Source organism: Paenilisteria riparia FSL S10-1204, assembly GCF_000525995.1.
In the GTDB taxonomy this organism is placed as follows: domain Bacteria; phylum Bacillota; class Bacilli; order Lactobacillales; family Listeriaceae; genus Listeria_A; species Listeria_A riparia.
In genome coordinates this window covers 20,171-45,770 of the sequence record NZ_AODL01000008.1, presented here as the reverse complement: position 1 = coordinate 45,770, position 25,600 = coordinate 20,171, and the positions used below count along the sequence as shown (strand labels likewise).

Genomic DNA, 25,600 nt, shown 5'->3' with positions numbered 1-25,600 from the left:
TATGACAGTTAAAGTTGGTATTAATGGTTTTGGACGTATCGGACGTCTAGCATTCCGTCGTATTCAAAATGTGGAAGGTATTGAAGTTGTTGCAATCAATGACTTAACAGACGCTAAAATGTTAGCTCACCTGTTGAAATATGATACTACTCAAGGTCGTTTCGATGGCGATGTTGAAGTACATGATGGTTATTTCAACGTGAACGGCAAAGAAGTTAAAGTTTTAGCTAACCGTAACCCTGAAGAATTACCATGGGGCGAACTAGGTGTAGATATCGTTCTTGAGTGTACTGGTTTCTTCACTGCGAAAGAAAAAGCAGAACTACACATCAAAGCTGGTGCTAAAAAAAGTTGTTATCTCAGCTCCTGCATCTGGCGACATGAAAACAATCGTATACAACGTAAACCATGATACTTTAGACGGAACTGAAACAGTTATTTCTGGTGCTTCATGTACTACTAACTGCTTAGCTCCAATGGCTAAAGTTTTAGAAGACAAATTTGGTATTGAACAAGGTCTTATGACTACAATCCACGCTTACACAGGTGACCAAATGACTCTTGACGGTCCTCACCCAGGTGGAGACTTCCGTCGTGCGCGCGCTGCTGCAGAAAACATCGTTCCTAACACTACTGGTGCTGCTAAAGCTATCGGTCTTGTATTGCCAACACTTGTTGGTAAATTAGACGGTGCTGCTCAACGTGTTCCAGTTGCAACTGGTTCATTAACTGAATTAGTAACTGTTCTTAAAAAAGACGTTACTGTTGAAGAAGTGAACGCTGCAATGGAAGCTGCAAGCGATAAAGATACTTTCGGTTACACAAATGATCCAATCGTTTCTTCTGATATCCAAGGAATCACTTTCGGTTCTTTATTCGACGAAACTCAAACAAAAGTTCTTTCTGTTGGTGGCAAACAATTAGTTAAAACTGTTGCTTGGTACGACAATGAAATGAGCTACACTGCACAATTAGTTCGTACACTTGAATATTTTGCTAAAATTGCTAAATAAGATTGCAAAGAACTAAATAATAAACAAATAAGCGGGGACAGGTTTTTTGTTTCCGCTTTTTATTTGAAAGCTATGGAGGAATTTTATTATGGCTAAAAAAGTTGTGACTGACTTAGACTTAAATGACAAAAAAGTTCTAGTACGCGTTGACTTTAACGTTCCGATGAAAGACGGTAAAATTACCAACGATAACCGCATCGTGGCGGCATTACCAACCATCCAATATATCCTTGAACAAAACGGTAAAGCAATTCTTTTCTCTCACTTAGGTAAAGTGAAGACAGAAGAAGACAAAGCAGACAAATCATTACGTCCAGTTGCTGAACGTTTGAGCGAATTATTAGGTAAAGAAGTAAAATTCGTACCTGTAACTCGTGGTCCAGAACTTGAAGGCGCGATTAACGAAATGAAAGACGGCGACGTTATTTTATTCGAAAACACGCGTTTTGAAGACATCGACGGCAAGAAAGAAAGCAAAAACGATCCTGAACTAGGTAAATACTGGGCTTCTTTAGGTGATGTTTTTGTAAATGATGCATTCGGAACAGCCCATCGTGCGCATGCTTCTAACGTTGGAATCGCTTCTAACCTAGAATCAGCAGCAGGCTTTCTAATGGAAAAAGAAATTAAATTCATCGGCGGCGTTGTCGATAACCCAGAACGTCCACTTGTTGCTATCCTTGGTGGAGCAAAAGTATCCGACAAAATCGGTGTTATCGAAAACCTAATCGAAAAAGCAGACAAATTACTAATCGGCGGCGGAATGGCATACACATTCTTCAAAGCACAAGGTAAAGAAGTCGGCATTTCTCTTTTAGAAAAAGACAAAATCGATCTTGCGAAGAGCTTACTTGAAAAAGCAGGCGACAAATTAGTACTTCCAATCGACAATGTTGTTTCTCATGAATTCAGTAATGATGCACCATTCCACACAGTTGATTCGAACCACATCCCAGCTGACGAAGAAGGCTTGGACATCGGACCTGCAACAGTGGAACTTTTCACAAAAGAATTGCAAGGCGCGAAAACGGTTGTTTGGAACGGTCCTATGGGCGTGTTCGAAATGAGCAACTTTGCAAAAGGCACTATCGGTGTTTGTGAAGCAATCGCAAACCTTGACGGCGCAACTACAATCATTGGCGGTGGCGATAGTGCTGCAGCAGCGATGGACCTTGGTTACGCTGACAAATTCACACACATCTCAACTGGTGGCGGAGCTTCATTAGAATACCTAGAAGGCAAGAAACTTCCAGGCGTTGAATCTATTAGCGACAAATAATCCATAGAGCGAAAATAGGAAGGGTGAAGAAAAAAATGCGTAAACCTATCATTGCAGGAAACTGGAAAATGAACAAAACAGCTGCAAAAGCTGCACAATTTGCTGAGGACGTAAAATCTAAGGTTCCAAGTAAAGACGCTGTTGATTCTGTAATCGCAGCACCAGCTTTATTTTTAAAAGAACTAGTTCACTTAACAGAAGGAACAAATCTTAAAATTGCAGCACAAAATACTTATTTCGAAGACGAAGGTGCTTTCACTGGTGAAATTAGCCCGTTCGCGGTTGCGGATTTAGGCGTTTCTTACGTTGTTATCGGTCACTCTGAACGTCGTGAGTATTTCCACGAAACAGATGAAGACATTAACAAAAAAGCACACGCAATTTTCAAACACGGCATGACACCAATCATTTGCTGTGGTGAAACGCTAGAACAACGCGAAGCTGGCCAAACAAACGAATGGGTTAGCGGCCAAATCCGTGCAGCACTTAAAGGCTTGACAGAAGAGCAAGTTTCTAAAGCAGTTATCGCTTATGAGCCAATCTGGGCTATCGGGACTGGTAAATCTTCTACAAGTAAAGATGCTAACGACACATGTGCTGTTGTTCGTCAAACCGTTGCAGAAGTTGTTTCTAAAGAAGCAGCAGACGCAGTTCGTATTCAATACGGCGGCAGTGTCAAACCTGAAAATATTGCTGAATACATGGCAGAATCCGACATTGATGGAGCTTTAGTTGGTGGCGCAAGCCTTGAGCCAGCGTCTTTCTTGGCCCTATTGGAGGCAGTGAAATAAATGACGAAATCACCTGTAGCTATTATCATTCTTGACGGCTTCGGTTTACGTAACGAAACGGTTGGGAATGCAGTAGCATTAGCTAATAAACCGAACTTTGATCGCTACTGGGCAGAGTTTCCGCATGGTCAACTGAAAGCAGCTGGTCTTGACGTAGGTCTTCCAGAAGGTCAAATGGGTAACTCAGAAGTTGGTCATACGAATATCGGCGCTGGACGCATTGTTTACCAAAGTTTAACGCGTATTGATAAAGCCATCAAAGAAGGCGAATTCGCAGAAAATGAAGCGCTAAACAACGCGTTCACGCACACAAAAACAAATAACTCCGATCTTCACCTGTTCGGTTTGCTATCAGACGGTGGCGTGCACAGTCACATCAACCATCTTGTCGCATTACTTGAAACAGCGAAGAACAAAGGTGTCAAAAACGTTTACATCCATGCTTTCCTTGATGGACGCGACGTGGCACCACAATCGGCTGTAGGCTATCTTGAGACGCTACAAAAAGCAATCGCTGACTTGAACTACGGCGCAATTGCAACTGTTTCAGGACGCTTCTACGCAATGGACCGCGACAAACGCTGGGAACGCGTAGAAAAAGCTTACAACGCAATCGTGAAAGGCGAAGGCGCACAGTTTGAAGATCCGATTAAATTGGTCGAAGCTTCTTACGCAGATGGCAAAAACGACGAGTTTGTTGTTCCAGCCATCATTGCTAAAGACGGCAAACCAGTAGCAACGGTAAAAGATAACGACGCTGTTATTTTCTTCAACTTCCGTCCTGACCGCGCGATTCAACTTTCAAATGCCTTCACGGATACAGAATGGGAACATTTTGACCGTGGTGACAAACATCCGAAAAATGTGAAATTCGTTACGATGACGCTTTATAACCCAAGCATTATTGCTGAAGTTGCTTTCGCGCCAATCGAAATGAAAAACGTTATCGGAGAAGTTTTATCAAACGAAGGATTATCTCAATTGCGTATTGCTGAAACCGAGAAGTATCCGCACGTTACCTTCTTTATGAACGGTGGGCGTAACGAAGAATTCCCTGGTGAAAGCCGCATTTTAATCAATTCCCCGAAAGTCGAAACATATGACTTGCAACCTGAAATGAGTGCTTATGAAGTAACAGACGCGCTAGTTGAAGATATCAAAAACGATAAACACGATGCGATTATCTTAAACTTTGCAAATCCTGATATGGTAGGTCACTCTGGTATGGTTGAACCAACAATCAAAGCGATTGAAGCTGTAGACGAAAACCTTGGACGCGTTGTTGATCTTATTTTAGAAAAAGGCGGTTCTGCGATTATTTTCGCTGATCACGGTAACTCGGAAACGATGACAACACCAGAAGGCAAACCACACACAGCGCATACAACCGTACCAGTTCCAGTCATTGTTACGAAAAAAGGCGTTACATTACGCGAAGGCGGTCGCTTAGCCGATGTAGCCCCAACAATGCTTGATCTTTTAGGTGTGAAACAGCCAGCCGAAATGACAGGCGAAAGTTTAATTCAAAAATAACATGGTCCTGCTTTGCGTTTTTGCGAAAACAAGGCTAAAATAAGAAGGTAAGCAACCGGTAATTCGGTCACTTCCTTACAAAAATTCATTTTTAGAGGAGAGTTATAATTATGTCAATTATTACTGAAGTATATGCACGCGAAGTTCTTGATTCCCGTGGTAACCCAACAATCGAAGTGGAAGTTTACACAGAAACAGGCGCATTTGGTCGCGCATTAGTTCCAAGTGGCGCATCTACTGGTGAATACGAAGCAGTAGAATTACGCGATGGCGATTCAAGCCGTTACCTAGGTAAAGGTGTTTTGAAAGCTGTTGAAAATGTAAATGACATTATTGCAGACAAAATTATCGGCTTTGACGTAACAGACCAAATCGGTTTAGATCAAGCAATGATCGAGCTTGACGGAACTGAAAACAAAGGTAAATTAGGCGCTAACGCAATTCTAGGTGTATCTTTGGCAGCGGCACGTGCAGCAGCAGAAGAATTAGGCTTAGAGTTATACGAATACATTGGCGGAGTTAACGCTAAAGTATTGCCAGTACCAATGATGAACATCGTTAACGGCGGCGAACATGCTGACAATAACGTAGACATTCAAGAATTCATGGTTATGCCAGTAGGAGCTAAAACTTTCTCTGAAGCATTACGTATGGGTGCTGAAATTCTACACAACCTTAAATCAGTTCTTAAAGGCAAAGGTCTAAATACTGGTGTTGGTGATGAAGGTGGATTCGCTCCTGACCTTAAATCTAACGAAGAAGCGTTAGAAACAATCATCGAAGCAATCAAAAAAGCTGGTTACACTCCAGGCGAACAAGTTAAGTTGGCAATGGATGCTGCATCTTCTGAGTTCTATAACCGCGAAACTGGTAATTATGAACTTAAAGGTGAAGGCGTAACTCGTACTTCTGAAGAAATGGTTGCTTGGTACGAAGAGCTAGTAAACAAATACCCAATCATCTCTATTGAAGATGGTTTAGACGAAAACGACTGGAAAGGTCACAAACTATTGACAGAACGCATTGGCGACCGCGTACAATTAGTTGGTGATGACTTGTTCGTTACAAACACGAAGAAACTTAAAGAAGGAATTGACAATGGCATCGCTAACTCAATCCTAATCAAAGTTAACCAAATCGGTACGCTTACTGAAACATTAGACGCTATCGAAATGGCTAAACGCGCTGGTTACACAGCAGTTGTTTCCCACCGTTCTGGTGAAACAGAAGACAGCACAATCGCTGACATCGCTGTTGCAACAAACGCTGGCCAAATCAAAACAGGTGCTCCAACTCGTACAGACCGTGTTGCTAAATACAACCAATTGCTACGTATTGAAGATAACCTAGGTAACTTAGCTCAATACCACGGCGACGATACTTTCTACAACTTGAAAAAATAATTGTTGCTTGTAATGACACCCCGGAGTTTTCTGGGGTGTTTTTTTGCGTTCAGGAAGCCAACATCGTCATTTTCTGCTATAATGACTTTACGCAAAGGTCGGGTGGTAGCGATGAAAGTATATGTGAATGGAATAGAACTCTCGTATCATATTTATGGCAATGGTGAACCGCTTGTTTTGTTGCATGGCAATGGGCAGAGTCATGGTGCGCTGAAACGCCAAATCGACTTTTTTCGCAAAAGATACCAGGTGATTGCCGTAGATTCACGTGGTCATGGCAAGTCCGAGCTTGGGTTTCGACCGCTTGATTTTAAAGTGATGGCGCTAGACATTCTATGTTTATTAGATTTTTTTAAAAATTGATACGTATCGCATTATCGGGTATAGTGATGGTGGGATTATTGCGCTAGAAATGGCGATATATCAACCGAAGCGGCAGAAACAGATGGTCGTGATTGGAACGAACTATGATGCACGCCAAATTAAATGGTGGGCTAATGTTTTTAGTGTCGCTGGTTATTTCTTTGCTTCACTTTTGACACCGCTTAGTTTCTTTTTTAGGCGGATTAAGGCGCAGATGGGATTGATGATTTTTTATCCGCATATTAAAGAAGAGGAGCTGGCGAATATTTCGGCTCCAATGTTGGCGATTATTGGAGAATATGATGTGGTTTCCAAAGCCGACACGAAAAAAATGGTCGATTTGGTACAGCGCGGGGAGATGGCTGTGATTCATAATGGTACGCATTTTTTGATTCGGCAGAAACCGCGAGAATTGCACGATATTATTGCCTCCTTTTTTGACAAAGATGTGACATAAACATAGGGAGAAAGTAGTGAAAATGTGTTTTTCTTTGGATTGCGTGAAAATAACATTGACACCCAAACCGTTCCGCGTTATCATATGTCTATTGTATAAATTACTGACCCCAAAAACAGAGATTGTGAAACGTGCTGAAGCCTTTTATAGCAAGGGTTTTCAGTGGCTGAATCAAAAGCTGGTAATTTGTACGTTAATGGCGTACAATGAGGGCAAGTTAAGGAAGATGGAGGAGTGCAATTAATCATGAGTACGGATCGTAGCTTTCTTATAAAAGCAGGCAGTCGTGCTGTTCTATTACTGCATGGATTTGCAGGAACGACAGAGGATGTTAGAGAATTAGGGGAGTATCTAGCAGAGAACGGTTATACGGTATATGCGCCAAATTATCGCGGTCATGGCGAAGAACCAGCTATTTTTCTAAAAACCACACCAGATATGTGGTACGAAGATGCAACGGCTGGCTATAAGTATTTACAAGACCAAGGATATCATGAAATTGCAATCGTGGGTGCCGCAATGGGTGGCGTTTTTGCGCTGAAAATGGCAGAAACATTCGCGCCTAAGGCTATTGCTCCATTATGTGCGAACGTGAACCGTAAGATGCGATACATTCCAGTAGAGAATTATTTATTAAAGAGTATGAGAAAAGATGGCATTGCAGAGCAAGACGCTCAAGTAATGCTTACTAATTATGCGCCCGAAATCGATAAGATGGCAGATGCCCGCTCGGAATTCTACAAAACAGTAGCAAGTGAGATTGAGCGCATTGAAGTGCCGACGATGATTGGCCAAGGTTGTCGAGATGAAGAAATTGCAGCAGATGATGCGAATTATATTTTCAAAAATATTCATTCTGATGACAAACAGCTTTGCTTCTACGCTGGATCAGGACATGATATTACGAACGATTGTGAGAAAGACATTTTAGGTGAAGACTTAGTGTATTTCTTAGATGATTTGATGTGGCTAGAGCAAGAAGTAATGTAGAAATAATAGGGAGACGCCTGATGTAGGTGTTTCTCTTTTTTATTGTGATAAAGCAAAATCGCCCACATATTTACGTTGAGTAGGGCGATTTTGTTACTTTATGTTCCAGACTAGGCCTTTTTATCTTATTTTGCTAAGAGGTAATCATTGTTGCTGTACATTCGTTTTGCTACATATAAGAAAATCAGGGCGAATATAAGGTTAGAAGCAATTGTGGCCAATAAATGCGTCCAAATGAATTGGTCGTAAATCATTTCGCGTAGCAAGAAAGAGATGTTTGCCAGTGGAATGAAGAACATGGTTGTTGTTGTTTGGCTCAGGCTCACGAACATGGTCACGAAAGCTGGAACTATAGCCAACATCATGAGCGGGCTTTGATAGCTATTGGCTTCTTTCATCGATTTTGCAAAAATGGCTGTGATGGCTTGAAGACTGACGATGAGAGCTGCAAAGGAAGCCATTGCAAGGAGTGCCACGAAAAACAGTCCGAATGGGTTACTCATGGCGTCAAGTGCTTTCCGCAAATGCTCGGTTCCGAAAAAAATGACAAGTAATGTGGCGGCAAGAGCAACGGTTGCTGTGAATAGGCTGACGGTCATTGCGACAGACCATTTACCAAACAATAAAGTTGAGCGTTTCACTGGTGTAACAAGCAGAGCGTCGATGATTTTCTTATCTTTTTCGCCTGCAAAAAGTTCAGAAACGACTGGGTAAGCGCCAATTGTTACGCCGAGGCAAAGCAACATTGGCAGGACGATAGTTAACATCATTCGCGAAATGTCGGTTTCTTCTGTGCTACTAGATAAGGGCTTGATTTGGACTTGTATTGCGTTTAATGTTTGAATAGGAACGTTGGCTTTCTCTAAGCGGTTGGAAACAATGCTTTTATCGAGTGCACCGAGTTGTGTACTAATGTCGGTAACGGCTGCACTGGCGTTTTTATCGGATGAGTCGCTGTAAATAATAACCGATGTCGCGTCGCCTTTTTTTAGTTTGCTAAGTGCGTCTTGTTCGGCTTCCATGGCGATAAGCGCGTCTCCAGATGAAGCGGTTTGCTTAGGGCTGCTGACTTTTTGGAATGTTATATCTTTGTCTTGCTGTTCTAAAGCGTGTAAGAGTTCGGGATCTGCGGATTTGTTAACGGCTACGGTGATGCTGTTGTCAGGATTGTGACTCATCATGTTTTCATAAAATAAGATGAGCCCGACAAAGATGAGCATTGGTAGGAAAACAACGAGTAGAAAAGTTCTTTTATCACGCATGATTTCGAGCATTTCTTTTTTATAAATGTGTCCGAATTGGCTTTTTTTAAGCATACATATCACCTCGCACGATGTTTGACATGAAGATATAATTTAAATCGTTCGTACCTTCTCTGGCGTACAGAGCTTCCGCGGTTCCGGCATAGAGAAGCTGTCCTTGGTGCATCAAAATGAGATCGTTCGATAAGCTTTCTACTTCGTCCATGATATGACTGGAAAAGATAATTGTTTTTCCTTCTTGCTGTAGCTGCCGCGTGAAATCACGGAACACATTGGCGCTCGTAATGTCTAAACCAGTCGTCGGCTCGTCAAAAAGGATTACCGAGGGATCATGAATAACGGCTCTAGCAATTGCCACTTTTTGACGCATACCACGGGAAAAACCGCCAACAGTTCGGTCGAGTTCTTTGCGCATGCCAAAGCGGAGAGCGAGGTCATCAATTCGCTTTTTCAATGTGTGTTTAGGTAAACCGTAAAGGCCTCCAAAATATAATAAATTTTCACGTGCTGTTAGACGGTCATAAAGCCCAGTTTCACCGCCGAATAGGACGCCGATATGGCTTTTTACTTCTTCGGCTTGTATTTTATTGTCATAACCAGCAACGGTTATTTTTCCTTCATCCTGGGTCACCAATGTCGCGATGCTACGCAAAATAGTCGTTTTCCCAGCGCCGTTTTCACCTACTAAACCTACAATACGGCCTTTATCAACATGGAATGAGACGTGATCAACTGCGGTTGTCGATTTTTTGCGATCGCGGAATTTTTTGGTGACGTTTTGTACTTCAATCATGTGTGTTCCTCCTTTTGCTTTTCTTGATGTCTTTATCATAGCGCAAAATGGTGAAAATAGAAGGAGTTTGTCGTTAAGGGGGGGAATTTCGTCGCGAAAAGGGTGTTTTTCGTTTAGAGTTTGTTTATAATGGATGAATAAGGGGTGAAAAAGATGCTAACTGTTGGAATTGTTGACGATAATCCGTTAGATTTAGATAAACTAGAGTTAATTGTCGGTAAAGTGGCAACCGTGGAATTACAACTAAAGGCGAACAATGCGGAAGAAGTCTATGCGTTCATTCAGGAAACGCCAGTGGACCTGCTTATTACAGATATTGAAATGCCAGGAATGTCAGGCTATCAGCTAGCAGATTTTATTCACCTAAATAACATGAACACAAGCGTGATTTTTGTTACTGCCAAAAGCGGCTATGCTGTGCATGCTTTCGAGCTTAATGTGCATGATTATATTTTGAAGCCTTACAATCAGGAACGACTAGTCCAAAGCATCGAACGTTTTACCGATAAAAAAGAGGCTGGTAAAATTACGGGGCGGCTTTTCATTCGTTCTGGCGGCGATTTGGTCATTATTCCGAAAGATGAAATTATTTTTTTGGAACGGACGGGGCGTACGACGACCATACATACGACAAAAGATGTTTTTGAGTCGTATCAATCACTCGGCGAATTAGAAGGAGACATCCGCGAAAGCATGTTCATCCGCTCGCATCGCTCGTTTCTCATTAATTTACAATATGTCAAGCGCTTCACCGAATACTCGAAAAAATCATTTGAAGTCGTGTTCGAAGGCACCTCACAAAAAGCCCTTGTCACGAAAGAAAAACTGAAATATTTACAAGAAAACTATTTTTAAGAAGGAGCTAACTCGATGCGATTGATTTTGACTGTTCTGATTTTAGCATATACTATCGCGTGTTTGTATTTGGAGGCGCATGCCATTTTACAAGTGGTATCTGTAGTCCTTGGCGTGGCTGCGTTAGCTATTGCTATGAGAATTCGCACGGTGAATCTTTGGCTGGCGGGCATTGCGGTCATCGGCTTACTACTTGCACTGATTTACGACGCGAGTTTGGCAGGTTGGGCGCTCCTTTTTTTGTTCCTCGTTGCGCAATATCAATTAGGACAGCTCGAACAAACCAATCAGCAGCTGACCAGCAAAAGTGACCATTTACAAAACTTCGTGGCTCTCCTTCAAAAAGAGCGCCATAAAAATTATGCGAGTCGTACAAACGATGCTGCATTCCAACTTGCCAAAAATGAACGACCGGATATCGCGGCATGGCTGGTCACAACAGATCAGCAATTGAAGCTAGCGAACCTAACATTCAAAACGGACTTGCAAAGCGCAATATCTGACCTACCATTCCAAGAAGATGAGCTACTTGCATTGTTAACCGCTATCATGGCCAACGCCAAACAAGCAGCCTCCCAAGTTGACAATGGCTGGATTTCACTACGCCTCCAACTGCAAAGCGGCCTTTTCTTATTTGAAATCAGCAATGCCTCCAACATGCCTAATCAAGCGGTTATGGATAATCTATTCGCAAGACCGAAATCCACAAGTGGCACCGCGGCCATTAAATATTACATAACAAAAGCACACGGCATTATTGACTACCGCTTCGACCAAACCCAATTTAAACTACGATTAAAGATTCCTGCGATAAAGAAATGAGGAAAACCAATGGATAAACCAAAACAACAGCTCAGTATTGAAGTGGCGCGGCTTTACTATCAATCCGACTACAGCCAACAAGAAATCGCCAGCCAACTCGGTATTTCCCGCCCAACCGTTTCACGACTTTTACAATTTGCTAAAGAGAGCGGTTTTGTGGAAATTAAGGTGAATGATCCGTTCGCTGATTTAAATGCACTCGAAACTGCGCTAAAAGCCAAGTACAATCTGAGGGAAGCCCATGTTGTCTTTTCACCAACGACGGAATACCCGGCAATAACCGACTACTTGAGCAAAAAAGCGGCAGAATACCTTGAAGAAACAGTAACAAATGGTGATATCCTTGGTGTCAGCTGGGGAACAACGATGTACGAAATTGCCAAAAAAATGAGCCCACAAAACGTACGCGGCGTCGAAGTCATCCAATTAAAAGGTGGCATCAGCCATTCTAAAGTTAATACGTACGCCTCTGAAACGATTTCCCTATTCGCCGAAAACTTCCAAACAATGCCGCGCCATTTACCACTTCCTGTTATTTTCGACAACGCGACGGTGAAGCAAATGGTGGAGCAAGATCGGCACATTCACCACATCATCGAAATGGGCAAACAAGCTAATATCGCTGTGTTTACAGTAGGAACGGTCCGCGATGAAGCTTTACTTTTCCGACTCGGTTATTTTGCCGAAGAAGAAAAAACTTTGCTAAAAGAAAACGGTGTTGGCGACATCTGCTCTCGTTTTTATGACAAAGACGGCAATATTTGCAGTACCGAAATAGACGCCCGCACAATTGGTATTGAACTAGATTCACTTAAACAAAAAGAACATTCGATTCTAGTAGCTGGTGGTGCAAGAAAGGTTGCAGCAATTCACGGCGCCTTGCAAGGAGAATACGCCAATGTTCTCATCACAGACCAATTCACTGCAAAAGAGTTGACACAATCTTGAACACAATTTCATACATCTCTTTACAAATGTTCAATTATATATTATGATAAACTCAAATAAACGAAAAGCGAGGAGATTTAATCATGACAAATATCGCCCAAATGATTGACCACACAGCTTTAAAACCAGAAACAACAAAGGAAATGATTCTAAAATTAACAGCAGAAGCCAAGCAATTTGGTTTTGCATCCGTCTGTGTAAACCCTACATGGATTGAGCTAGCACACGAACAATTGGCAGGAACAGACGTGGATGTATGTACTGTTATCGGCTTCCCACTAGGCGCTAACACGAGTGATACAAAAGCATTTGAAGCAACAGATGCTATCCAAAAAGGCGCAACAGAAGTAGATATGGTAATTAATATCGGCGCTCTAAAAGACAAAAACGACGCACTTGTTGAAGCGGACATTAAGGCCGTTGTCGATGCAGCAAAAGGCAAAGCATTGGTAAAAGTAATTATCGAAACATGTCTTCTAACAGACGAAGAAAAAGAACGTGCCTGTCGTCTTGCCGTAGCTGCAGGAACAGACTTCGTTAAAACATCAACAGGATTCTCAACAGGAGGCGCAACAGCAGAAGACATCGCTTTAATGCGTCGCACAGTTGGCCCAGACATCGGCGTGAAGGCATCTGGTGGAATCCGCACAAAAGAAGATGTTGATAAAATGGTTGAAGCAGGCGCAACACGTATCGGTGCCAGCGCTGGCGTATCGATTGTTTCAGGAAATGAAGCAAATCCGAAAGATAACTATTAACAAAATCATCGAAATGTGGCATGATGGAGGAGAAGTAATTTTTCCTGTGAAAAGAGGCGAGCCACATTGGGTGCAACAATTCGAGATATTGCAGAAAAAACCGGTGTTTCGATTACAACGATTTCCCAGATTCTAAATGGAAAAGGAAGCCGTTTTAGCGAAGCGACGCGAAATAAAGTGTTCCAAACCGCAAAAGAATTAGCCTATAAACCGAACTTTTTTGCGAAAAATATGGTGACTAATCGGACGAATACAATTGGTATGATTGTTCCTGAAGTGACGGATCCATTTTTTTCGCAGATGGTGAAAGGTGCAGAGGACTATTTGAATGCGCATGATTATATGATTTTGTTATGTAATTCTTCGCAAGACAGTACGCGTGAGGATTTATACGTGGAGGAGCTTTTGCATCGGGCTGTGGACGGTTTGATTATTGCAAGTCCGAATATTTTGGCGTCAAACGTGTTCACACAATTGGAAGCAATGCGTAAACCATACATTTTGTTAGACCGCAAACGGCATCATCGTGAAGAAGGCAATATTTATATTGACGATTATGAAGGCGGATACATGGCGACCGAACACCTTGTATCACTCGGCCACCGTAAAATTGGCATTATCAGTTCAGATGATTCTTTTTACTCTGTAGAAGAACGTTTGCAAGGGTATCAGGCATGTTTGAAAAAGCATCATCTGACAATATCGTCGGATTGGATTATGGAAGGCGATCAGACAATGACTGGTGGCTACAACGCTACAAAAAAAATTGCTCGAAACTACAGATATCACTGCATTATTCGTTACAAATGACCAAATGGCAGTCGGGGCTTATCGCGCCGCACTGGAACTCGGTATTTCTATCCCAGATGACCTCTCTATCGTTGGTTTTGATGACATCGAACTTGCAGAATATATGGCACCAACACTCACTACCGTTCGCCAACCAATCTATGCCATAGGTCAAACTGCTGCCGACTATTTATTGAAAGCCATCCAAAATCCAAATGAAAAAATCGCAAATAAAAAAAATGCCTTTAGAGCTAATCGTCCGAGAAAGTGCTCGGAAATTGGCAAATAAAGCAACATATAAATGAAACAAGGATGCTACCAAGTGAAGTCTCATGAAACATTTGGTAGCTAAGCATAGAGGAAAACACTTTTCTTCTTAGGAATTACATGCTATACTTACTTCGGTAAACCGTTTTACTTTTTTAGAATTACAATGTAAACGTTTGCTAAAGGTGTGTCACGTTTAGTAAACCGTTTTACTATCATTCAAATATTGGGGGATTACACAATGAAATATCTTATCGGAATTGTTGGTTTAATCGTTGTTCTTGGAATTGCTTGGCTTGCGAGTAATGATCGTAGGAAAGTTAAAGTTAAGCCGATTATAATTATGATTGTACTGCAATTTATTTTAGGATTTATTTTGCTGAATACAAGTGTTGGAAATTGGCTTATTGGTGGTATTGCTGATGGGTTTGGCAAATTACTAGACTATGCAGCAGAAGGGGTTAATTTTGTATTTGGTGGTATTGTAAACCCAGGACAGATGACGTTCTTCTTAAGTGTTTTACTACCAATCGTCTTTATTTCCGCGCTTATCGGGATTTTACAACACTGGCGAATTTTGCCGTTTATTATTAAATATATCGGTTTAGCATTGAGTAAAGTGAACGGAATGGGGAAATTAGAATCATATAATGCCGTTGCTTCTGCGATTCTTGGCCAGTCCGAAGTTTTTATCTCTGTGAAAAAAGAACTTGGCTTGTTGCCGAAACATCGCTTGTATACGCTTTGTGCTTCTGCTATGTCAACTGTTTCGATGAGCATTGTCGGGTCATATATGGTACTCTTAAAACCAGAGTATGTCGTAACAGCCCTTGTTTTAAACCTATTCGGCGGGTTCATTATTGCATCCGTCATTAATCCATATGAAGTCACAGAGCAAGAAGATATTTTAGAAGTCAAAGAAGAAGCGAAGCAAAGCTTTTTCGAAGTATTGGGCGAATACATCATGGACGGTTTCAAAGTGGCTGTCACTGTTGCAGCTATGCTGATTGGTTTTGTAGCTATTATCGCGATGATTAATGCGATTTTCAGTGGTATTTTTGGACTTTCCTTCCAAGAATTACTTGGTTATGTTTTTGCACCATTCGCATTTCTTGTCGGTGTTCCGTGGGATGAAGCTGTTAAAGCCGGAAGCATTATGGCTACAAAAATGGTATCCAATGAATTCGTAGCGATGAACGATTTAGCATCAGGGAACTTCCATTTCTCAGGAAGAACAACCGCTATTGTCTCTGTATTCCTTGTATCCTTTGCGAACTTCTCATCCATCGGCATTATCGCTGGAGCAGTCAAAAGCTTAAATGATAAACAAGGCGTTGTCGTTGCTCGTTTTGGCTTGAAGCTATTATTCGGTGCTACATTAGTTAGTTTCTTAACTGCCACAATCGTTGGCTTAATCTATTAAGGAGGTTTTTAAAAAATGGTATTTAAAAGAATTCACGTTGTAGTTATGGACTCGGTAGGTATTGGGGGAAGCGCCAGACGCAGCGCAATTTGATGATTTTGACGTTGATACATTAGGGCATATCGCTCGCGAAAAAGGTGGATTGAAACTGCCCAATATGGCGATGCTAGGTTTATCGAACATCCGTGAAATCGAAGGCGTACCAGTCGCTGACAAACCACAAGCTTATTATACAAAAATGCAAGAAGCATCCGCTGGAAAAGATACGATGACAGGGCATTGGGAAATCATGGGGTTATACATTGACACACCATTCCGCGTTTTCCCTGATGGTTTCCCAGACGAACTCATTCAAAAAATTGAAGACTTCTCTGGACGTAAAGTAATCGGTAACAAACCAGCCAGCGGTACTGAAATCATGGAAGAGCTTGGCGAAGAACAATTGGAAACAGGCGCGTTGATTGTTTACACATCTGCTGATTCTGTTTTACAAATCGCAGCAAACGAAGAAATTATTCCATTAGAAGAACTATACCGCATTTGCGAATATTGCCGTGACATCACACGTGACGAACCATATATGCTTGGTCGTATCATCGCGCGACCTTTTGTCGGCAAATCAAAAGAAACGTTCGAACGCACATCCAATCGTCACGACTACGCACTAAAACCATTTGACAAAACAGTCATGGACCACTTAAAAGACGGCGGACTAGACTCTATCGCTATCGGCAAAATTTCCGATATTTTTGATGGAGAAGGCGTAACAAGAGCTATTCGTACAAAATCAAACATGGATGGCATGGACAAATTCATTGATTTACTAACAGAAGACTTCCACGGCATGAGTTTCTTAAATCTCGTAGACTTCGACGCCCTATTCGGCCACCGTCGCGATCCAATTGGTTATGGCAATGCCTTAGAAGAATTCGACGCACGCTTGCCAGAAGTTTTTGCAAATATGAAAGAAGACGATTTGCTACTAATTACAGCAGATCACGGAAACGACCCAACATACCGCGGCACCGACCACACACGCGAATACGTGCCACTTTTAGCTTATTCGAAACAATTCAAAGGCGGCGGCAAAGAAATCGATCTGCGTAAAACATTCTCAGACTTAGGCGCAACAGTCGCAGCGAATTTTAACGTGAAAATGCCTGAATACGGCGAAAGCTTCCTAAACGACTTAAAATAAAAAAGGATTGGTGAACTAAAAATGAGAATGGTAGACGTAATTTCAAAAAAGCGTGACGGTAAAGAACTAACAACCGAGGAAATTCAATTCGTTGTAGATGGCTACACGGAAGGCAAGATTCCTGATTATCAAGTCAGCGCCTTAGCAATGGCAATCTTTTTTCAAGATATGACGGATCGTGAGCGTGCAGATTTAACGATGGCAATGGTGAATTCTGGCGAAACAATTGACTTGTCCGCAATCGAGGGCATTAAGGTCGATAAACACTCAACAGGAGGCGTCGGCGATACAACAACGCTCGTATTAGCACCACTTGTTGCGGCGCTTGACGTTCCCGTTGCTAAAATGTCAGGACGCGGATTAGGCCACACTGGCGGAACAATCGACAAACTAGAAGCAATTGAAGGTTTCCACGTCGAAATCACGAAAGATCAATTTATCGACCTTGTAAACCGCGACAAAGTAGCCGTTATCGGACAATCAGGCAACTTAACGCCAGCCGATAAAAAACTATATGCCTTGCGTGACGTAACAGGAACGGTCAACTCGATTCCACTGATTGCAAGTTCGATTATGAGTAAGAAAATCGCAGCGGGCGCAGATGCTATCGTCCTAGACGTAAAAACGGGTGCCGGTGCATTCATGAAAACTGACGAGGATGCAGAGAACTTGGCACACGCGATGGTACGTATCGGAAATAACGTTGGTCGCCAAACAATGGCTGTCATTTCAGATATGTCCCAACCACTAGGTTTTGCCATTGGGAATGCTTTAGAAGTGCAAGAAGCCATTGATACATTAAAAGGCGAAGGGCCGGAAGACTTAACAGAATTAGTTTTAATTTTGGGCAGTCAAATGGTTGTTCTTGCGAAAAAAGCGAAAGACTTGGATGAAGCGCGCGACATGTTGAAAGAAGTCATGGCAAATGGAAAAGCTTTAGCGAAATTCAAAGACTTCCTGAACAATCAGGGCGGCGACGGCTCCATCGTGGATGATCCAAGCAAATTACCACAAGCCAAATTCAAAATCGACGTTCCAGCCAAAGAAAGTGGCGTTGTATCTGAAATCGTGGCAGACGAAATCGGAATCGCTGCAATGCTTCTAGGCGCTGGTCGTGCGACGAAAGAAGACGAAATCGATCTTGCTGTTGGCATTATGCTACGCAAAAAAGTAGGCGATAAAGTCGAAGCAGGTGAACCACTTGTAACGATTTATGCGAACAAAGAAGACGTGAAAGCTGTCGAAGAAAAAATCTATGCTAATATCAAAATAAGAGATCACGCTGACGCACCAAAATTAATCCATACTATTATTACTGAATAAAATAAGAAAGAGGAAGTGTTTGGGATTGTGTTACCCATTCGCTTCCTCGTTTGTTTATACAATATAAAAAATAATACAATCATCACTCTGCGCCACTTTGTTGAAGAAAGCCCGCAAAGCATGGAAATTAAGCAATAAATCTTTATCGAATTGTTCTTTTTTTGTGCGCCAATTTATCCCGTATAGCCCACTTTTTTTCAATTCTTTAAAGTTATACATGGCAGTGAATTGCTCTTCTGATATGCTAAACAAGGCGTCTTTTGCCATGCGAACTTGTTCTGGATAAATAAAATGTACTGTCGCCAAAGCATCTCGAATATAATTCTCTGCTCGAAGCGGTACGATATATCCCCAAGGCGCAGCCCCATTATGTTTCTTCCCACAAAAAATGTAATGAAGAACCTCCCAATATTCATCTAACGATAACAACATGGGCATTGTGAAAACGGATTCATCCCCTGCTTTAATTTCCCGCATTCCTGGTTCGTCAATGTAATAATAGTAACCATGTCTCTTCATCTCTTTATTTCTCCTTCCTAGTAAAACTTCACTGCGATAAAGTATATTATGCGTAATTTTAGTTGATTTGTCAACGAAATGCTTAATAGTGTAATTTTGTAGTTGATAGTGGTATTATTAAGAACAAATGTTTCTGTTTATAAAATTAGGGTAACAAATAAAATGCTTAATTATGAAAGGGAAGTGACCCATGATACGCTTTGAAAAAGTAACGAAACAATATCAAAACGGCGAACATGCAGTCAATAATGTAGACTTGAATATTAAAGACGGCGAATTTTTTGTTTTTATCGGTCCTAGTGGCTGTGGAAAAACAACCACTTTAAAGATGATTAACCGTCTTATTCCGTTGACTACAGGAACTATTTATATTGACGAAAAACGTATTAGCGACTATAACATTCACGAACTGCGCTGGAACATTGGCTACGTACTACAGCAAATTGCGCTTTTTCCGCATATGACGATTGAGGAGAACATCGCGATTGTGCCAGAATTAAAGAAATGGGATAAAGATAAGATTCATCAGCGAATTACCGAATTGCTAGATAGCGTTGGTTTAGATGCAGAAAGTTATCGTAATCGTAAGCCTGCGGAGCTTTCTGGTGGGGAGCAGCAACGCGTTGGTGTAGTTCGTGCCCTAGCAGCTGATCCCGAAATTATCTTGATGGATGAACCATTTAGCGCGCTTGACCCAATCAGCCGCCAGAAACTGCAACAAGACATGATTGTATTACAACGTAAAATTAAGAAAACCATCGTTTTTGTTACGCATGATATGCAAGAAGCCATGATGCTAGGCGACCGAATTTGTATCATGAAGGACGGCGAAGTGGTACAATGCGACACGCCAAACGAAATTTTAAAAAACCCAGCCAACGAATTTGTGCAAAACTTCTTAGAATCTGGTAACGTGAACAAACACGTTCTATCTTCTAAGTTCATCGTGCGCGATATGATAGACCAAGGTTATTTTGACGCGCAGAAAGTTGATGGCGAAGCAGATTTTGCAGAAACAGTTGCCGTCGAAGTCTTGTTACAACAATTATCTAGTCAAACGGTAGTATCGGTAGAACGAGATGGTAAAGCGGTGGGGCTGATTACACAACAGCACATTATTCAATTTTTGGCGAACCAGCTAGCAAGGGAAGGTGAACGCGTATGAGCAAGCTAATCGACACGTTTCAGGTGCGACAAGACGCTTTATGGGCTGCATTAGTCCAGCATATTGAATTATCCTTCGTGTCCTTATTTATCGCTGTATTCATCGCTGTGCCACTTGGGATTTATTTAACCAACCATAAACGCGCTGCAGAACCAATTATTCAAGTCACAGCGATTTTACAAACGATTCCGTCACTGGCGTTACTTGGTTTGTTAATTCCGCTTGTTGGGATTGGAACTTTTCCAGCCATTATTGCGCTTGTCATCTATGCATTGCTGCCAATTTTGCGAAATACATATACAGGGATTAAAGAAATTGATCCAGTATTAATTGAAGCAGCACAAGCCATGGGGATGAACCGTTGGAAACAATTGTACAAAGTGCAATTACCGCTCGCTATGCCAGTTATTATGGCCGGGATTCGTACAGCTATGGTATTAATCATTGGAACGGCAACACTCGCAGCCTTAATCGGAGCCGGCGGACTTGGGGACTTAATTTTGCTAGGAATCGATCGTAACGATAATAGTCTTATCTTGCTCGGAGCCATTCCAGCAGCACTACTCGCAATCTTATTCGACGTTATTTTGCGCTACATGGAAAAAGCGTCGTTCAAACGCACATTAATCACGATTACAGGGGCGCTAGTTATAACTGCGAGCGTCATCATCGTCCCATACTTTACCCAGCCTCAAAAAGAACTAGTCATCGCCGGGAAGCTCGGTTCAGAACCTGAAATTTTAATCAATATGTACAAACAACTCATCGAAAACGACACTGATCTAAAAGTAACCGTCAAACCGAACTTAGGAAAGACTAGCTTCGTATTTAACGCGTTAAAATCAGGTGATGTAGATATTTATCCAGAGTTTACTGGAACCGTCTTAGAAACCTTCTTAAAAGTCCCTGCTAAGAGCCACGATCCAAAAGAAGTATACGAACAAGCCCGCGCAGGTCTTGCAAAAGAAGATAACATGACGTTCCTAAAACCAATGAAATACAACAACACATACGCCGTCGCAGTTTCCAATGAATTTTCCAAAGCGTACAATCTTGAAACGATTTCGGACCTACAATCTGTACAAAACGCTGTCAAAGCAGGATTTACACTGGAATTCACCGACCGTGACGATGGTTATAAAGGGTTGCAGAAGCTCTACAAACTGAATTTCGATTCACTGAAAACAATGGAGCCCAAATTGCGCTACACCGCTTTGAAAGCAGGTGACATCAACACATTGGATGCCTACTCCACAGATAGCGAAATTGCGCAGTATAAGTTAAAAGTATTAAAAGACGATAAACAATTATTCCCACCATATCAAGGTGCACCGCTAATGCTAACATCAACCATCAAGAAATACCCAGAAATAAAGGCACCACTTGAGAAATTAGCCAATAAAATCACTGACCAAGAGATGAGTGAAATGAACTACGAAGTCAACGTCAAAGGCAAATCCGCCGAAGAAGTTGCCAAATCGTATTTACAAAAAGAAGGACTAATTAAATAACATAAAAATAAGCTAGGACGGTGTTTATAAACACTACCTAGCTTATTTTTAATACTAATATCCGGTTTCTACTGAAGCGTTCACAATATACATCAAGTCGTTCTTATCCGCTTTGTCAGCAAGGAAAATACCGCTCGTTGTTAGCATTCCGCCCGCCATAATTTCTACAGTCACGGTGCCATAAGGAATAATCGCCTTAATCGCATCATGATCTAGTAACTCAGCATCACAAGGCAAGGCCAACTTCACATTAACTACCATATTGTTCAAGTCGCCATCCGGAAGAAAAGCCTCGATACCTGGCATCGAATTCGTAAAAATCGCATGGCGAACTGCTCGAACAGCTGCTTTCGTAATATCTTGACCATGCACATCCACACCGAATCCTGTTTGAATAAATACAATCTTCTCCATCCAATCACACTCCTATTTAAAAAATGCGAAGCCTGGTCGTTCTTTTGCATACTGCTCTAATACGTTCATCCAAATCTTGCCTTCTGGATCATCGCCAGCCGACAATGCAGCAGCCATCTGACGTCGCTGTGCCTCCCCAAGCTCAGCTTCAATCATTTGTCCAGCTTCCGTCAAAAAGACGCATCGCACCCGTTTATCCAATTCAGAAGGTTCAATCGTGATGTATCCCTTTTCCTTCAGCTCTAACAATGGCTGATGTAACGCTTGCTTCGAAACTTCCAGCAAAGTCAGCAACTCATTCATTTTAATGCCTGGAGAACGCGCCACAAAAAAATAAAAATTCGATGATGCGTCCGCGTAATACCATACTTACCAATGAGTCTGTCTGCCGTTTCCACAAACGTCTTGTACGCGAAATAAAATAGAGCGATCTGCTGATTTAATCGATCCTCTTTATCCATAAACTATCCCCTTTTACAAAAGATAAATTTAGTATAGCACAAATTATGAAAAGTAGGAATGTGTGATAAAAAATCATCATAAGGGTATGAATTAACCCATTCACGGGTATAGTTTCATAAAGGAGTGATGAAACATGGGAAATAAATATACACGAATCTTAGTCGCGCTGGACGGTTCCAAGCAAGCCGAAATCGCCTTTTTAAAAGCAGTAGAACTAGCCAAAGCAACTGGTGCCAAACTTGGTATCGCAAGTATCGTTGATGTTCGCTCATTCTCACCGAACCTATCTTATGACGGCGTACTCGAACAATTGGCTACCGAAGAAGCAACCGCCAGACTCGCAGAATACAAAGAACTAGCCGAAAAAGCTGAGGTCGCAAGCGTAACCACTTTCTTAGAATCTGGCAATCCAAAAACATTACTAGCCCGCGACATTCCAGATGAATTCGGCGCCAACGTACTTATTTGCGGAGCAACAGGCCTTAATCGTATTGAAAAAATCGTTCTCGGAAGCGTCTCAGCCTACGTTTTACAACATGCCATATGTGACGTATTAGTAGTTCGCGAAAAATAAGAAGAGAGGTGGATATCACAAGTAAATCGGCGACAAGCGTTCGCATTGTTGAGGCTATTCGAAAAAACGGAGTTACAGCCTCAATATGCCTACGACTTTACAAGTAGGCATTCCATCAGGATTCAGACGGCGAGTTCCAAGCTGTTCTGTTACACTAACGTTACGCTTAACTTCTCGCATGGTCGGGGATACGACTCCCTCCCTTCCGACTGTTCGAAGTACTGGGTTACAGTCCCAATATAAGCGTGAACAACTTGAACGGTCATTCCTTTCCAAAACCCCTGAATTCAAACGCTTTCGCTCGATTTGTGTAAAGCCGAGTCTATCTCTTACCCGTTATAATTGGTAAGATAGTCTTCGGCTTTATTTGGTATTCCTTAGAGACTCTATTTATTAATGTGTGATCTCTAAGTTTTTCATTTTTTCTGGTTCGTGTTTGTAGCGGAATGTGAATTGGAAAACGATAGCTAGAACAAGCGTGTAAGCTGCGAAAATTAGCCAGATCATTGTCCAATCCTTCACGCCATCCACTGTAAAGTAATCGACAACCATACCACTCAGAATTGCGCCCACATAGGCACCGACTCCGTTTACCATCGTCATAAATAAGCCTTGCGCACTTGCCCGAATATCTTTGCTCACTTCTTGCTCCACAAAAATCGCGCCAGAAATGTTGAAAAAATCAAAAGCACAGCCATAAACAATCATAGATAACAGCAATAATACGGTACCAAACGGCGTCGGATCACCGAAAGCGAATAATCCAAAACGCAATGTCCAAGCAATCATACTCACCAACATGACTGTTTTAATACCATATCGCTTCAAAAAGAATGGGATAGCCAGAATAAACACAACCTCGGCCATTTGCGAAACCGATAATAAAATTGATGGATACTTCACAACTAAACTATCCGCGAACATAGGATTCAAGCCAAAGTCATGTAAGAATGGGTTACCAAACGTATTCGTAATTTGCAAGACCGCACCAAGCAACATTGCAAACAAGAAAAACACTGCCATTTTTGGCTTTTTTAAAAAGAACGAAGGCATCGAGTCCAAGCATACTAACCCAGCCTTGATTTTTCTTTTTGTTTGCAGTTGGAATGGAGGGCATCGTTAGGGAATAAAGCGCTAACAATAAAGAGGCACCAGCGGCAATATAAAGCTGTACGTTGCTAAGCTCGAATTGGCCAAGACTGATTGTCCACATTGCGATAATAAAACCAACCGTACCAAAAACACGAATTGGCGGGAAATTAGTAACCGTATCAAGATTTGCTTTTTCCAAACAGAAATAAGAAACTGTATTAGAAAGCGCTAGCGTCGGCATAAAGAACATTGCGTTCACCAACATCACCCAAAACATCACTGTCGGGTCACTCACAGACGCCGCATAAAATAGAGCACCAGCACAAATCAAGTGACACGCCGTATACAAATAATTCGCTTTAATCCACTTATCCGCAATAATCCCCATCAATGTCGGCATAATCACCGCGGCAATTCCTTTCGAACTATAAACAATCCCAACCTCCACGCCCGAAAAACCGAGCGTGTTTAACATATATGAGCCGAGAGTGATGAGCCAGCTCCCCCAAATGAAATACTGTAAAAACGACATAAAACGAAGACGCGTTTTAATCCCCATGATGTTTCTCCCTCCAAAATTATACAAACTTATTTTTATTTTGATAAAAAGTAGTTAATCAGAAACGTTCAATAATTTCCGCAACAAGTTTTAAGAAAGTAGCTTTTACACGTTCGGCAGTTTCGATAACTTCGTCGTGGCTTAGTGGTTGGTCAAGAATGCCGCAAGCCATATTCGTTAAGCAAGAGATACCAACAGTTTCAATCCCAGAATGGCGGGCAATTAGAGCTTCTGGAACGGTAGACATTCCAACTGCATCAGCACCAAAACCGCGAATCATTCGAATCTCCGCAGGCGTTTCATATGTCGGACCAGTCCACCAAGCGTAAACACCTTCACGCAAAGTTACATTTTGTGCTTTAGCAACGTCTTTCACGATGCCGCGCAAACGCTTACTATAAACTTCCGAAACATCTAAGAAACGTACGCCAAGTTCGGGATTGTTCGGCCCCATCAATGGATTGTTAGCCGTCAAGTTAATATGATCGGTAATCAACATTAAATCACCAGGATTAAAGTCGACATTCACCGCGCCACAAGCATTCGTAATAATTAATTTCTCTACACCAAGGGCTCTCATAACACGAACAGGGAAAGTAACTTCATCAAGCGGAAAGCCTTCATAATAATGGAACCGGCCTTTCATTGCAACGATTTGTTTGCCGCCAATTGTACCGATAACAAGTTCATTCGCATGTCCAACAGCACCCGATTTTGCAAAATGAGGAATGTCGTTATAAGGGATATGAATCGCATCCTCAATCGTATCCGCAAATGGCCCAAGCCCAGAACCTAAAATAATACCGATAGTAGGTTTGACCGCCGTTAATGACTCAATATACGTTAATGCCTCGTTAATGTGTTTTATTTCATGCATGTTAATATCCTCCTTGTAATAAATAATTGATTTGTAAAACGCTTTCATAAGTAATTTTAGCATGAATAAATCCGAAAGTAAATAACTTTTTTTTCGTTTTGGTAAAAAGAGTTTGAAATTGCTTTTTTGGCGGGCATTTGATACATTTTTACTATACAAG

General features: G+C 41.7%; 19 protein-coding genes and 6 pseudogenes. 18 read left to right on the top strand and 7 right to left on the bottom strand.

Annotated features, from left to right (window positions below; translation table 11 throughout):
* The first annotated feature begins 1 nt into the window (after position 1).
* The 7 genes and pseudogenes from gap to PRIP_RS07660 all read left to right on the top strand — a co-directional run bounded on the left by gap (position 2) and on the right by PRIP_RS07660 (position 7,829).
* A pseudogene (gap, locus tag PRIP_RS07695) lies at positions 2-1,013 on the top strand (type I glyceraldehyde-3-phosphate dehydrogenase).
* A gap of 88 nt (positions 1,014-1,101) precedes the next feature.
* Complete coding sequence (locus tag PRIP_RS07690) at positions 1,102-2,292, top strand: phosphoglycerate kinase (RefSeq protein ID WP_036087490.1); 1,191 nt, start codon at positions 1,102-1,104, stop codon at positions 2,290-2,292.
* 35 nt (positions 2,293-2,327) lie between these two features.
* Positions 2,328-3,083, top strand: coding sequence for a triose-phosphate isomerase (tpiA, locus tag PRIP_RS07685; protein ID WP_036100655.1), 756 nt, complete (start codon positions 2,328-2,330; stop codon positions 3,081-3,083).
* Positions 3,084-4,616, top strand: coding sequence for a 2,3-bisphosphoglycerate-independent phosphoglycerate mutase (gpmI, locus tag PRIP_RS07680; protein WP_036100653.1), 1,533 nt, complete (start codon positions 3,084-3,086; stop codon positions 4,614-4,616). It begins immediately after the preceding gene.
* A gap of 110 nt (positions 4,617-4,726) precedes the next feature.
* Positions 4,727-6,019, top strand: coding sequence for a phosphopyruvate hydratase (gene eno / locus PRIP_RS07675; protein ID WP_036100651.1), 1,293 nt, complete (start codon positions 4,727-4,729; stop codon positions 6,017-6,019).
* 111 nt (positions 6,020-6,130) lie between these two features.
* A pseudogene (locus PRIP_RS18090) lies at positions 6,131-6,839 on the top strand (alpha/beta fold hydrolase).
* A gap of 246 nt (positions 6,840-7,085) precedes the next feature.
* Positions 7,086-7,829, top strand: coding sequence for an alpha/beta hydrolase (locus PRIP_RS07660; RefSeq protein WP_036100648.1), 744 nt, complete (start codon positions 7,086-7,088; stop codon positions 7,827-7,829).
* Between the two features lie 125 nt (positions 7,830-7,954).
* Here PRIP_RS07660 and PRIP_RS07655 read toward each other — a convergent pair whose 3' ends face one another.
* Together PRIP_RS07655 and PRIP_RS07650 are read right to left on the bottom strand one after the other, a co-directional pair.
* Positions 7,955-9,145: an ABC transporter permease gene (locus tag PRIP_RS07655; RefSeq protein ID WP_036100647.1), complete on the bottom strand. Its 1,191-nt coding sequence runs from the start codon at positions 9,143-9,145 to the stop codon at positions 7,955-7,957.
* Positions 9,138-9,884, bottom strand: a complete 747-nt coding sequence (locus PRIP_RS07650) for an ABC transporter ATP-binding protein (RefSeq protein WP_036100645.1) — start codon at positions 9,882-9,884, stop codon at positions 9,138-9,140. Before PRIP_RS07650 ends, PRIP_RS07655 begins: the two co-directional genes overlap by 8 nt.
* 153 nt (positions 9,885-10,037) lie before the next feature.
* Between PRIP_RS07650 and PRIP_RS07645 the strand changes: the two genes are divergently transcribed.
* The 8 genes and pseudogenes from PRIP_RS07645 (at position 10,038) to PRIP_RS07605 (ending at position 18,267) form a co-directional block, all read left to right on the top strand.
* Positions 10,038-10,739 (top strand): LytR/AlgR family response regulator transcription factor, encoded by a 702-nt coding sequence (locus PRIP_RS07645; protein ID WP_036100643.1) that lies wholly within the window; start codon positions 10,038-10,040, stop codon positions 10,737-10,739.
* A 15-nt stretch (positions 10,740-10,754) separates the two neighbouring features.
* Complete coding sequence (locus PRIP_RS07640) at positions 10,755-11,561, top strand: ATP-binding protein (RefSeq protein WP_036100641.1); 807 nt, start codon at positions 10,755-10,757, stop codon at positions 11,559-11,561.
* A 9-nt stretch (positions 11,562-11,570) separates the two neighbouring features.
* A complete protein-coding gene (locus tag PRIP_RS07635) occupies positions 11,571-12,509 on the top strand; it encodes a sugar-binding transcriptional regulator (RefSeq protein ID WP_036100639.1) in 939 nt (312 codons plus the stop codon).
* 83 nt (positions 12,510-12,592) lie between these two features.
* Positions 12,593-13,267 (top strand): deoxyribose-phosphate aldolase, encoded by a 675-nt coding sequence (gene deoC / locus PRIP_RS07630; RefSeq protein ID WP_036100638.1) that lies wholly within the window; start codon positions 12,593-12,595, stop codon positions 13,265-13,267.
* Positions 13,268-13,333: 66 nt separating this feature from the next.
* Positions 13,334-14,361: pseudogene (locus PRIP_RS07625) on the top strand (LacI family DNA-binding transcriptional regulator).
* A gap of 203 nt (positions 14,362-14,564) precedes the next feature.
* A complete protein-coding gene (locus tag PRIP_RS07615; RefSeq protein WP_036100634.1) occupies positions 14,565-15,746 on the top strand; it encodes a NupC/NupG family nucleoside CNT transporter in 1,182 nt (393 codons plus the stop codon).
* A gap of 15 nt (positions 15,747-15,761) precedes the next feature.
* A pseudogene (gene deoB / locus PRIP_RS07610) lies at positions 15,762-16,944 on the top strand (phosphopentomutase).
* A 21-nt stretch (positions 16,945-16,965) separates the two neighbouring features.
* A complete protein-coding gene (locus PRIP_RS07605; RefSeq protein ID WP_036100632.1) occupies positions 16,966-18,267 on the top strand; it encodes a pyrimidine-nucleoside phosphorylase in 1,302 nt (433 codons plus the stop codon).
* A gap of 54 nt (positions 18,268-18,321) precedes the next feature.
* Here PRIP_RS07605 and PRIP_RS07600 read toward each other — a convergent pair whose 3' ends face one another.
* Complete coding sequence (locus PRIP_RS07600; protein WP_036100630.1) at positions 18,322-18,786, bottom strand: DUF1877 family protein; 465 nt, start codon at positions 18,784-18,786, stop codon at positions 18,322-18,324.
* A 190-nt stretch (positions 18,787-18,976) separates the two neighbouring features.
* Here PRIP_RS07600 and PRIP_RS07595 point away from each other — a divergent pair, with 190 nt between their 5' ends.
* A complete protein-coding gene (locus PRIP_RS07595) occupies positions 18,977-19,951 on the top strand; it encodes an ABC transporter ATP-binding protein (protein ID WP_036100628.1) in 975 nt (324 codons plus the stop codon).
* The gene (locus PRIP_RS07590; protein WP_036100627.1) at positions 19,948-21,462 is read left to right on the top strand and encodes an ABC transporter permease/substrate-binding protein; all 1,515 of its coding nucleotides are present in this window, start codon (positions 19,948-19,950) and stop codon (positions 21,460-21,462) included. Before PRIP_RS07595 ends, PRIP_RS07590 begins: the two co-directional genes overlap by 4 nt.
* A gap of 54 nt (positions 21,463-21,516) precedes the next feature.
* On the opposite strand, the gene PRIP_RS07585 is transcribed toward PRIP_RS07590, so the two are convergent.
* On the bottom strand, positions 21,517-21,876 hold the full coding sequence (locus PRIP_RS07585; protein ID WP_036100625.1) for a Lin0512 family protein: 360 nt from the start codon (positions 21,874-21,876) through the stop codon (positions 21,517-21,519).
* A 12-nt stretch (positions 21,877-21,888) separates the two neighbouring features.
* Positions 21,889-22,337 (bottom strand): annotated as a pseudogene (locus PRIP_RS18085) (MarR family winged helix-turn-helix transcriptional regulator).
* A gap of 134 nt (positions 22,338-22,471) precedes the next feature.
* Here PRIP_RS18085 and PRIP_RS07575 point away from each other — a divergent pair.
* Entirely contained in the window at positions 22,472-22,912 is a 441-nt protein-coding gene (locus tag PRIP_RS07575; RefSeq protein WP_036100624.1) for a universal stress protein, read from the top strand.
* A 393-nt stretch (positions 22,913-23,305) separates the two neighbouring features.
* On the opposite strand, the pseudogene PRIP_RS07570 reads toward PRIP_RS07575, so the two are convergent.
* Positions 23,306-24,536 (bottom strand): annotated as a pseudogene (locus PRIP_RS07570) (nucleoside permease).
* Positions 24,537-24,621: 85 nt separating this feature from the next.
* Positions 24,622-25,440, bottom strand: coding sequence for a purine-nucleoside phosphorylase (locus tag PRIP_RS07565; protein ID WP_036100622.1), 819 nt, complete (start codon positions 25,438-25,440; stop codon positions 24,622-24,624).
* Positions 25,441-25,600: the final 160 nt, after the last annotated feature.